The 9,831-nt window shown below is 52.6% G+C and carries 12 protein-coding genes; 10 read left to right on the top strand and 2 right to left on the bottom strand.

The window, feature by feature from the left end; genetic code table 11:
• The 7 genes from ACTH5D_RS10540 to ACTH5D_RS10510 form a co-directional block, all read left to right on the top strand.
• Window positions 1–445: DNA polymerase III subunit gamma/tau C-terminal domain-containing protein (locus ACTH5D_RS10540; protein ID WP_441670970.1), on the top strand; the 445-nt coding region annotated here is incomplete at its 5' end.
• A gap of 59 nt (window positions 446–504) precedes the next feature.
• Window positions 505–831, top strand: coding sequence for a YbaB/EbfC family nucleoid-associated protein (locus ACTH5D_RS10535; protein WP_096279178.1), 327 nt, complete (start codon window positions 505–507; stop codon window positions 829–831).
• Between the two features lie 3 nt (window positions 832–834).
• Window positions 835–1,440, top strand: coding sequence for a recombination mediator RecR (gene recR / locus ACTH5D_RS10530; RefSeq protein ID WP_441670967.1), 606 nt, complete (start codon window positions 835–837; stop codon window positions 1,438–1,440).
• A 63-nt stretch (window positions 1,441–1,503) separates the two neighbouring features.
• Entirely contained in the window at window positions 1,504–2,640 is a 1,137-nt protein-coding gene (rnd, locus tag ACTH5D_RS10525) for a ribonuclease D (RefSeq protein ID WP_441670965.1), read from the top strand.
• Window positions 2,637–2,939: a YcgL domain-containing protein gene (locus tag ACTH5D_RS10520; RefSeq protein WP_441670963.1), complete on the top strand. Its 303-nt coding sequence runs from the start codon at window positions 2,637–2,639 to the stop codon at window positions 2,937–2,939. Before rnd ends, ACTH5D_RS10520 begins: the two co-directional genes overlap by 4 nt.
• Before the next feature lie 8 nt (window positions 2,940–2,947).
• Window positions 2,948–3,523: an ACP phosphodiesterase gene (locus ACTH5D_RS10515; protein ID WP_441670961.1), complete on the top strand. Its 576-nt coding sequence runs from the start codon at window positions 2,948–2,950 to the stop codon at window positions 3,521–3,523.
• A gap of 34 nt (window positions 3,524–3,557) precedes the next feature.
• The gene (locus ACTH5D_RS10510) at window positions 3,558–4,013 is read left to right on the top strand and encodes a YcgN family cysteine cluster protein (protein ID WP_441670959.1); all 456 of its coding nucleotides are present in this window, start codon (window positions 3,558–3,560) and stop codon (window positions 4,011–4,013) included.
• A gap of 11 nt (window positions 4,014–4,024) precedes the next feature.
• Here the strand turns inward: ACTH5D_RS10510 and ACTH5D_RS10505 are convergent, their stop codons facing one another.
• Window positions 4,025–4,183 (bottom strand): hypothetical protein, encoded by a 159-nt coding sequence (locus ACTH5D_RS10505; RefSeq protein ID WP_441670957.1) that lies wholly within the window; start codon window positions 4,181–4,183, stop codon window positions 4,025–4,027.
• A 226-nt stretch (window positions 4,184–4,409) separates the two neighbouring features.
• Complete coding sequence (locus ACTH5D_RS10500; protein WP_441670955.1) at window positions 4,410–6,506, bottom strand: S9 family peptidase; 2,097 nt, start codon at window positions 6,504–6,506, stop codon at window positions 4,410–4,412.
• 62 nt (window positions 6,507–6,568) lie between these two features.
• On the opposite strand from ACTH5D_RS10500, the gene ACTH5D_RS10495 reads away from it, so the two are divergent.
• The 3 genes from ACTH5D_RS10495 (at window position 6,569) to ACTH5D_RS10485 (ending at window position 9,718) form a co-directional block, all read left to right on the top strand.
• Window positions 6,569–6,994, top strand: coding sequence for a hypothetical protein (locus ACTH5D_RS10495; protein ID WP_441670953.1), 426 nt, complete (start codon window positions 6,569–6,571; stop codon window positions 6,992–6,994).
• Window positions 6,995–7,075: 81 nt separating this feature from the next.
• Window positions 7,076–7,876 (top strand): class II glutamine amidotransferase, encoded by an 801-nt coding sequence (locus tag ACTH5D_RS10490; RefSeq protein WP_441670951.1) that lies wholly within the window; start codon window positions 7,076–7,078, stop codon window positions 7,874–7,876.
• A 171-nt stretch (window positions 7,877–8,047) separates the two neighbouring features.
• Window positions 8,048–9,718: an AMP-binding protein gene (locus ACTH5D_RS10485; protein WP_441670949.1), complete on the top strand. Its 1,671-nt coding sequence runs from the start codon at window positions 8,048–8,050 to the stop codon at window positions 9,716–9,718.
• Window positions 9,719–9,831: the final 113 nt, after the last annotated feature.

Genomic DNA, 9,831 nt, shown 5'->3' with positions numbered 1-9,831 from the left:
AGACATCGTGATGCCATCGAATGCTATGGCAGAAAATGGCTCAGATACTTTGGATAACGCGCTCTGGCTGCAGTCTTTTGATTCTCTCGGTCTGGGTGGTTTGACGCGCAACCTTGCTGGCAACTGTTTAGTAGAAAGCGATGATGGCAAGCTGTTAACGCTGCGCTTAGACCCAAGCCAAGCAGCTATGCAGGCGGAAGTTCATCAGACGCGCATCGAGCGTGCGCTTGGCGAGCAGGGAAAGCCGCGCCGAGTGGCATTTTACGTCGCAGAGCTGCCTAACAATATTGAAACGCCCCGTAAACAGGAGGAGCGCCTTAATAAAGAGCGGCACGCTCAGGCGGTTGATCTGCTCAACCATGACCCCCATGTACAAAAGTTACAGCAGGCGTTTGGCGCAAAGCTGATAGAATCCAGCGTGAAGCCTGCCGAGCAATTGCGCTAACAGTGCATCCTGCGAGTCACTTTCTTAGACTTTTTTTCAGCCATATTGGAGATCGGATCATGCTTAAAGGCGGAATGGGCAACTTAATGAAACAAGCCCAAGAAATGCAGGAAAAAATGCAGCACGCTCAGGAAGAAGTCGCCAAGGTTGAGGTTCAGGGCGAAGCGGGCGCTGGTATGGTGAAAGTTACTATGAACGGTCGTCATGATGTTTCCAATGTGACCATCGACCCAAGCGTCATGGAAGAAGATAAGGAGCTGCTGGAAGATTTGCTGGCGGCGGCGGTTAATGATGCGGTACGCAAAGTAGAAGTTAGCTCTAAGGCGAAAATGGAAGAAGCGACGTCCGGGCTGAGCCTTCCCCCCGGCTTTAAGATGCCGTTCTAAGCAATGCGCTTTTCTCCCCTCGTTGAGCAGTTGATGGAGGCTTTTCGCGTTCTGCCCGGCGTTGGGCCGAAAACGGCCCAACGCATGGCTATGCACCTTCTCGAGCGCGAGCGCCCAGGCGGGCAGCGTCTTGCCGCGGTGATTCAGCGGGCGATTGAGGAAGTGGGTTACTGCCAGCGTTGCCGTACCCTTACAGAGGCTGAGATTTGTGCTCTGTGTGAGAGTGCGCGACGTGACGATGCATTGCTATGTGTCGTAGAGTCACCTGCTGATCAGTTGGCCATTGAAGAAGCCGGAGGGTTCAAGGGGCGCTACTTTGTCTTGCATGGGCACCTTTCGCCACTGGATGGCATTGGCCCTGAGTCGATTGGTCTAGATTTGCTTGAAGCGCGCGTTGCAGAAGGGCTGATCGAAGAAGTGGTGCTGGCCACTAACCCAACTATCGAAGGTGAAGCGACGGCTCATTATATTGCCTCGCAGCTTTCTGAATATGGCGTCAAGCTCTCTCGACTAGCCTACGGAGTGCCAATGGGGGGCGAGCTGGAATACGTCGATGGTGGCACATTGAGTCGCGCGTTTAATGGGCGCCTGCCTTTTACCAGTGAATAAGCCTACTTACTCAGTAGTTATCTAACCGCAAACGCTCTGGCGATTGTGTGTCAACTTGGAAGAATGCTTTTGTCCTCTCTTACTCCCGTTTTTCAATGGCTTGATACTCCCGATGCGCTCGATGCAGCGTGTGAGCAAGTAGCTGATGCCTCAGTGATTGCACTGGATACCGAATTTTTCCGAGAGAACACGTTTTTCCCCGTTCCTGCGCTATTGCAATTTACCGCGGGAGAGGAGGCCTATTTAATCGATCCAGTGGCGGTGCCATGTACCAAAAAATTTCGCGCTTTGCTGGAAAATAGTGCGATTAAGCTGCTGCATGCCTGCAGCGAGGATTTGGAAGTATTTCAATGCTGGGCAGGCGTTTTGCCTACGCCGTTAGTGGACACGCAGGTAGCGCAGGGTTTTTTAGGCGAAAATCCCAGCATGGGGTATCAAAAGCTTGTCGAATTTTGGTTCGATGAAACGCTTCCTAAAGAGGAAACACGCTCAAACTGGTTAGTGCGCCCATTAACGCCAGCGCAATGCCATTACGCTGCGCTAGACGTTATTTATTTATTGAAAGTATGGGGCCTCCAGGCTGAGAAGCTCGCTGTGCTGGGTCGCCGTGAATGGGTGGATGCTGAGTGCGCCATTTTAATTGAGCAGGCGGGTCGCAGTGTTGAAAACGACCAGCAGTGGTATACCCGCCAACGCCAGCTTTGGCGCTTAATGCCTCGCCAAATGGAGGCGTATCGTCTAATGACCACGTGGCGCGAGGGTGAGACACGCCGGCGTGATTTACCTCGTAATTGGCTCATTAGTGATAAGTTACTGTTTGCGATCGCAGAAAAGATGCCCGGCAATCGTTTTGAGCTAGCCGAGGTGGAGGGCGTTAAGCCAGTGCTGATCAAAAAAGAGGGTGACACGCTGTTGGCAATGGTAAAGCAGGCACAGCACTGCGAGGAATCGGCCCTGCCAGTGCGCTGGCCTGACCCCATGCATCCTACTTTTAAAACGCGCTTTAAAGCGCTTAAAAAAGTGATTACTGCCAAAGCCGATGACTTAGGCATGGCGCCTGAAATGCTGATGCGCCGTCGAGATATTGAAACCCTCGTGATGCAAGATTTGGCCCGCGAGCCGTATTCATTACCCAGCGGTTGGCGTGGCGAGTGTTTGAATACTGCGCTGGTTCAAGCCTTTGAGGAGTTGCCGTCATGAGCGAAAAGTTAATTTGTGATGTCTTCAAGAGCTCGCGTAAAGATGAGATGTATCTATACGTTGATAAGCGTCAGGGGATGGCACAGGTGCCTGAATTACTCATGGAGACGTTTGGCAAACCGCTGCCTGTGTTTACCATGCTGTTGACCGCTGACAAAAAGCTTTCACGCGTCAGTGCGGCTGATGTGGTCGAAGGGATTAAGGACAAAGGTTATTATTTGCAGATGCCTCCGCCCAAAGAAGCCTATTTGCTTGATGTGCACCGTGCCCATGTTGCGTCACGCTCAAACGCTGAATAGCCGGCATAATGAATTTTCTAGCCCATGCGTGGCTGGCGCGCGCCGGTAGCGATGATTTTCTATACGGCAATCTGATTGCTGACGGCGTTAAAGGTCGCGATTTAAGCGTCTGGTCGGATGCGACTGCCCTGGGTATTCGGCATCACCGCCGCGTAGATGCATGGGTTGATAGCCACTCCTGTGTTGCGGGGGCAAGGCGCCGCGCTCCAACTGCTCAGCGGCGCTATGCAGGAATCGCGCTAGATATGGTCTGGGATCATTTTCTAGCCAGGGATATGGCCGGTCGACAAGATCACGAGCAGTTGATTGAGCGCTGCTATCAGCTGCTTTCGACGCGCCCAGCCCCCAATCGCTTGGCTGGCATGATGCCGCTGCTGGTCAAGCATGACTGGCTAAGGGGCTACGCTGACTTTGAATTCACTTGCCGCGCCGTTGCTGGCATTGGGCGTCGCTTATCCGGCCCCAATCAGCTTGCTGCCCTTGTGCCATGGCTGCATGATGATTATCCAAGGCTAGAGCAAGATTTTCAGTCATTATGGCCAGCCTTATTTGAAGCACTAAGTCGCCAAGACACCGCGCTATAACGTGTGTTGCCGCGTGACAATGAAGGAGGAGGCGATGAAAGTTACCATGCGCGAACGTTTCTGGGAGCGCTTTACGCTTGAAGAACTCACGCCGCCAGAATGGGAGGCACTGTGCGATGGCTGCGGGCAGTGTTGCTTGCTAAAGTTGCACGATGAAGAAACCCAAGAGCTAGCGGTGCTTAACGTTGCCTGCCGTTTGCTGGATATTCAGTCGTGCCAATGCAGTGACTACCCGAATCGTTTTGACAGCGTACCTGACTGTACCCAGCTCACGCCTGCACTGGTCAAAGAGTTCACCTGGTTACCACAAAGCTGCGGCTATCGGCGTGTCTCGGAAGGGCGCAAGCTGGCCGGCTGGCATCCGCTATTGAGTAACGATGCAGAGCGGGTTCATCGCAAGGGAATCAGTGTGCGCAGTTTTGCCGTATCGCAAGATGATGTGCCAGAGAAACAGCTAGAATCCCACATCATCGCGATTCTGCCGATGTAACCTTCGCTTATTTAAGCGTTGGATTTAGGCGAATCCCAAATAGACAGAAACACGTCCTTAAATGCTGAACGCTCCTGCTTAACAGGGGCTGCGTTTGCTGGCTTTTTGCTTGCAACTTTTTTCTGGCGTGGCGCATCCCAAATAGTGGGAAAATGGTCTTGGTATTTCATAATATCTCCAGATAACCTTGATTAGACGTTAGTGCATGCGACTAATGTCTAGTATGGCGTATTTTTATTGGTCTGTGAATATTTTATGGAAAATATTTCCATATAGTGTGATGCGAGCTATTGACGAGGACTACTCAGCAGTGGTGTTTATTGAAAGCCATTAAAAAGCAGCGCTTGAAGCGCTGCTTTGGAGTGACTCTTGTGTAGACCTAATAATGTGGGTGGGTTAGCTGGGCGTTGGCTGTTCCGCGAGGCCCATCGCCCACAGAACAAAGGCATCTTGCCTTGCGGTGTCCTGCCAGGCTTTAAAACGCCCTGATGCGCCGCCGTGGCCACTACTCATGTCAGTGCGCATTAAAATAGGCGCTGAGCCTTGCTGCTGTTGAGATACCTGGGCATAGAATTTGGCAGGCTCCCAGTAACTCACACGCGTGTCGAACCAGCTACCTTCAATCCAGAGCGCAGGATATGTCTGAGGCTTGATATTATCGATCGGCGAATAGCCGCTAATTCGCTCGGCCACTTCAATTTCTTCGGGGTTGCCCCACTCACTGTACTCCGCGGTGGTCAGAGGAAGCTCAGGATTCTGCATGGTGCGTAATACATCAAGAAAGGGCACGTCTAGCAGTGCTGCGCAAAACGCTTCCGGTGCTCTGTTGATGCAGGTGCCGACCAGTAATCCACCCGCACTCGCGCCACAGGCCACTATGCGCTGAGGGTCACTGACACCTTGTTCAACAAGCGCCTCACGCGCAGCTAGAAAGTCATTGAAGCTGTTTTCTTTATGGGCCATCTTGCCGTTTAAGTACCAGGGTTCGCCGCGCTCGCCGCCTCCACGTACGTGGGCAACGGCAAAGGCTGCGCCGCGTTCAAGTAGCTCTAAACGTGCGATAGAGAACCATGGATCAAGCGCTTCGCCGTAGGCGCCATAGCCGTATAGCAGAGTGGGTAGGGGTTGATCTGCCAAGTCTGCACGCATGACGATTGAGACAGGCACCTGCTCTCCATCCTGGCTTGTCGCCCATAGGCGGCGGCTGACCAGTTGTTCAGGCAAAAGGTTGCCGTAAACGGGCACGCGTTTTAGCAGCGTGCGCTGGCCGTTCGTTAGATCTAGCGCGAACCAGCTGGGCGGCTGGGTAAAGGACTCTTCGCGCAGTTGAAGCACCTGGCCATCGAAATGGGGCGCATCTTCTAACAGCTGCGAGCAGGGCAGTTCGGGCAGTGCCAGATATTCATCCAATGTGAAGCTATGCTGGTCATCTAAGACAAGCCGCCGTAGACGCACCTGTGCCTGGGCGTGGTCACGCTCCGCGAGCATTAGTCCCCAAGAAAATGCATCAATGCCTTCAAGCGTTGCGTCTTCTCGGTGGCCGATGAGTGTCTGCCACTTAGGCTGGGGCTGGCCAAGCTGGTTTTCCGGCAGGTGATCAAGTTGAAAGTGAGCGCCGCCTTGATTGTGCAAGCGGTAAAACGACCCAGGGCGATGGTCGATGCTGTACTCAATGCCTGCTTGGCGTGTTTGAAGGCATATCGGTGTAGAGGCAGGAGAGTGCGCCGGTACCAGATGAATTTCGCTGGTATCTTTTGAGCCGCTTTCAAGCTGTAGCCACGATTTCGACCGGGTTTTGCCGATACCGAGCCAAAATTCAGGATCATCTTCGCGTAACACAAGAATGGGGGCCGTTGCGGCATGTGGCTCTGTCAGCGCCAGCGGCAAACGCCATACGCTATCTGGGCGCTGGGTGTCGTCAAAGCGCGTGAACAGCAGCGTTGCCGTTTTTGCTGTTTGATCTTCTGCCCAGCAAAGGCCAGCGCCAACATCGCTTAATAATTGCAGTGGTTGGCCGTTAGGCAGTGCTTTTAGCCACAGCGTAAAGCGCTCATCGCCCTGAGTGTCTTCCGTCCAGGCTAGCCACTGCTCGTCCGGTGAGAGTGCCATATCGCCCATATCATAAAAGTCATGTTCTGCGGCGCGGGCACCGACATCAAAAAAACACTCCTGCTGCTCGTGTCTAGCGTTAGGATGACGCCACCAGCAGGGGTGATCGTCTTTAGCGCCGGTTTCGCTCCAGAACGTGAAGTGGTCAAGCGCTGTCTTAAGGCTGGTCACTGCAAGCTCGCGGCGGGCCAAATGGCTTTGATATAAGTCTTCTTCTAGCGGCGCAAGCGGGGTGAACCAAGCAGCCTGCTGCTCATTGGCAGCCTCTAAAAAGGCAGTAACCTCTGAATCATCGCGCTTTTCCAACCAGTGCCATTGAGGGTCATTAGCGCGATAATAGCGCTTAGCGGGTAAGTTTGAGTGGATGCCTGGCTGTGCTTTCATAAATTCATAGGTACCATAACGAGAAATCAACGTCGGGTGAGTTCACCCACATGAGGGGTATTATGTTATTTGCAAATTCAACGTCAATGTTGTGGTTGAGCTATTACGGTGTAGCGCTATTAGTGATTGTCGCTGTTTACTTTGCGCTATCTTTGCTGCCCAGTTTGCCACGGTTGGTGCTGACATGGTGTGTCGCCGGTGCTGTGCTGATACCCGCTAGTTTTCGACTGCCGTTGGTAGAAGAGGGTGAATTCTATACCGGTTGGGCACCATCGGCGATGGTGTCAGCGGTGGGTTTTTTAGAACATAACGGTGCAGCGCTACGTGGCGGCCTGATGTGGCTGATATTTGGCGTTGCCGTGGGTGCGCTTATTGGTGTCGCTCTGTGGTGGTGGCGCCGCCCTGATGAATATGACTATGTCGAGCAGGACGAAGAGCGTAACGGTGCTGAGCAGCCTTCACGTCGCCGTGAACCGGTGATTGGCTAATGATTTTATACGCATGGGTGGCTGCTTTGCTGATCTGCCCCGTATCCAAAATTATATCGGGATCTTTACCGGTGGCTAGGCATGTGTGAGTTATTGGGTATGAGTGCCAATGTACCCACGGATATTTGTTTTAGCTTCTCGGGCTTTTTACACCGTGGGGGCGGGACGGGCCCTCACCGTGATGGCTGGGGTATCGCTTTCTATGAGGAAGGCGGCTACCGCGATTTTCGAGATCCGCATCCTTCGGTCAATTCGCCTATTGCTCGATTGATTTGCGACTATCCCATTAAGTCCAATGTGGTGATTAGCCATATTCGGCAAGCCAACGTGGGCGGAGTGCGGTTGTCCAATACGCATCCGTTTATGCGCGAGATGTGGGGGCACCCTTGGTGCTATGCGCACAACGGCCAGTTAAGCAGTTGGGAAAATCTACCGCTAGGCAGCTATACCCCAGTGGGCAGTACCGATAGTGAACATGCCTACTGTTGGCTGCTGGGCGAGCTACGACGCGCCTTTCCTACCCCGCCCGATGCGCCTGAGCGCCTGTGGGAATACTTGCATCAACTCTGTGAGCAGTTAAGAGCGCTGGGCGTATTCAATATGCTGCTCTCCGATGGCCGCTATGTATATACCTTCTGCACCACTAAGCTTGCGCACATTACCCGCTGCGCGCCGTTTGGCGATGCTGAACTATCTGATGCTGAAATGACGGTTAATTTTGCTGAGCATACCACTCCCGACGATATTGTTTCGGTTATTGCCACTGAGCCACTTACCCATAATGAAGCCTGGGAAAAAATGGTGCCTGGTGAGCTATTAGTCTGGTGCAATGGAGAAATTCAGGCGCGATACTGTCCAGAAATGAATGAGTTGCTAAAGTAACAGGTGAGAGCGAGCAATGAATAAAACATATTTGGCGTTAGGCTAAGGTTGAAACGTAGGTTTTAATCGATCGTTTTACAGACCTTGGCGCGTCGTATATCGTTGGTGCTCTCAACCTCGCGACAATAACAAGGTCGGTGATCTCGCCGACACGGATAGCGGAGATTGCCCATGAGCGAACACGCCAACGCCGCCGTTTTACGTGGCCCAGCGCTTGAAGGGTTGGATCAATATGATTCAGTCACAGATGTTTTTCATTCAGCAGTAAAGCGTTTTAAAGAAAAGCCTGCTTTTTCCTGTATGGGAAAAACGCTGACTTTTGCCGACCTTGACCGCTTATCGGGGGACTTCGCCGCCTGGCTACAGCACGAAACTGACCTGGTGCCCGGTGACCGAATCGCCATTCAACTGCCCAACGTATTGCAATTCCCCGTGGCAGTTTTTGGCGCGCTGCGTGCAGGCCTCGTGTTGGTCAATACCAATCCGCTCTATACCGAGCGGGAAATGGCGAATCAGTTCAAAGACTCCGGCGCGAAAGCGATTGTTATTCTGGCTAATATGGCCGACAAGCTTGAGAAAGTGCTCGATAAAACGGATATCAAGCACGTTGTGGTGACTCAGCTAGGGGACTTACACGATATACCCAAGCGCTGGTTAATCAACGCAGTGGTTAAACACGTCAAAAAGATGGTGCCTGCCTATTCGCTACCCAGCGCGACTGACTTTCGAGAGGTTTTGAAAAAAGGCGCTTCGTTAAGCCATACCGAGGTCAAGCAGACGCACGATGACTTAGCGGCCCTTCAGTACACTGGCGGCACGACCGGGACGCCCAAAGGGTCCATGCTGACGCACCGCAACCTGGTCGCTAACATGCTGCAAGCACGTGAAGCGATTGGCACCCGCTTGCGTAATGGTGAAGAGCTCGTCATTGCACCGCTGCCGGTTTACCACATTTATACGTTTACCGTTAACTGCCTATTTTTGATGGAGACCGGCAACCACTCTTTGTTGATCACCAATCCTCGCGACCTGGGTGGGTTTATTAAAGAACTCAAAGGGCTGCCTTTTACCGCCTTCATTGGCCTGAATACGCTGTTTAATGCTCTCTGTAACCGTGACGATTTCAAACAGCTCGATTTTTCCAAACTAAAGCTGACTATCTCTGGCGGCATGGCATTAACCAAGGCGGCAGCGCAGCGTTGGGAGCAGACCACGGGCTGTCCTATTGCCGAGGGCTATGGCCTGACAGAGACCTCTCCGGTCGTGAGTTTTAATCCCAGCGATGCCATTCAGTTGGGGACTATCGGTAAGCCTGTGGCAGGCACCGCCGTTAAAGTGGTTGACGCAGATGGCAACGACGTAGCGATGGGGGAGCCAGGTGAGCTGTGCGTGCAAGGGCCGCAGGTGATGAAAGGCTACTGGCAGCGCGAAGACGACACCCGTGCGGCCATTGATGAAGGTGGGTGGTTTCACTCCGGCGATATCGCCATACTTCAAGACGATGGCTACATCCGCATTGTTGATCGGAAAAAAGACATGATTCTGGTCTCTGGTTTTAATGTCTATCCTAACGAAATTGAAGATGTCGTGGCTTCTCATCCCGATGTGCTTGAGGCGGCTGCGGTAGGTATTCCGGATGAAAACTCCGGTGAGGCGATCAAGCTGTTTGTCGTCAGTAAAAATAGCCAGCTTGATGAAAAAACATTCCGTGATTGGTGTAAAAAAGAGCTCACCGGCTATAAGGTGCCTAAAGTCATTGAATTTCGTGATGAGCTGCCTAAAACGAACGTGGGCAAAGTTCTGCGCCGCCAGCTGCGTGACGAAGAAGCGCCAAAAGGGTAACCGTTTAACGCGTACCTAGCGCCTGCTAGGCGTCAAGCAAATGAAAGCGTTACACTATGAGTCTGTGTTTACGACCCGCTCAATTGAGCGGGTTGATTTTTTGTGCCACTCAA

Origin of the sequence: Halomonas sp. (assembly GCF_052095695.1) — a bacterium.
GTDB lineage: Bacteria > Pseudomonadota > Gammaproteobacteria > Pseudomonadales > Halomonadaceae > Vreelandella.
Note: the sequence above shows the minus strand (reverse complement) of the source record. Positions and strands in the feature narration are given on the sequence as shown.

Coding starts and splice junctions, on each gene's coding strand:
- ACTH5D_RS10535 (WP_096279178.1), top strand. CDS start 505: ATGCTTAAAGGCGGAATGGGCAACTTAATGAAACAAGCCCAAGAAATG.
- recR (WP_441670967.1), top strand. CDS start 835: ATGCGCTTTTCTCCCCTCGTTGAGCAGTTGATGGAGGCTTTTCGCGTT.
- rnd (WP_441670965.1), top strand. CDS start 1,504: ATGCTTTTGTCCTCTCTTACTCCCGTTTTTCAATGGCTTGATACTCCC.
- ACTH5D_RS10520 (WP_441670963.1), top strand. CDS start 2,637: ATGAGCGAAAAGTTAATTTGTGATGTCTTCAAGAGCTCGCGTAAAGAT.
- ACTH5D_RS10515 (WP_441670961.1), top strand. CDS start 2,948: ATGAATTTTCTAGCCCATGCGTGGCTGGCGCGCGCCGGTAGCGATGAT.
- ACTH5D_RS10510 (WP_441670959.1), top strand. CDS start 3,558: ATGAAAGTTACCATGCGCGAACGTTTCTGGGAGCGCTTTACGCTTGAA.
- ACTH5D_RS10505 (WP_441670957.1), bottom strand. CDS start 4,183: ATGAAATACCAAGACCATTTTCCCACTATTTGGGATGCGCCACGCCAG.
- ACTH5D_RS10500 (WP_441670955.1), bottom strand. CDS start 6,506: ATGAAAGCACAGCCAGGCATCCACTCAAACTTACCCGCTAAGCGCTAT.
- ACTH5D_RS10495 (WP_441670953.1), top strand. CDS start 6,569: ATGTTATTTGCAAATTCAACGTCAATGTTGTGGTTGAGCTATTACGGT.
- ACTH5D_RS10490 (WP_441670951.1), top strand. CDS start 7,076: ATGTGTGAGTTATTGGGTATGAGTGCCAATGTACCCACGGATATTTGT.
- ACTH5D_RS10485 (WP_441670949.1), top strand. CDS start 8,048: ATGAGCGAACACGCCAACGCCGCCGTTTTACGTGGCCCAGCGCTTGAA.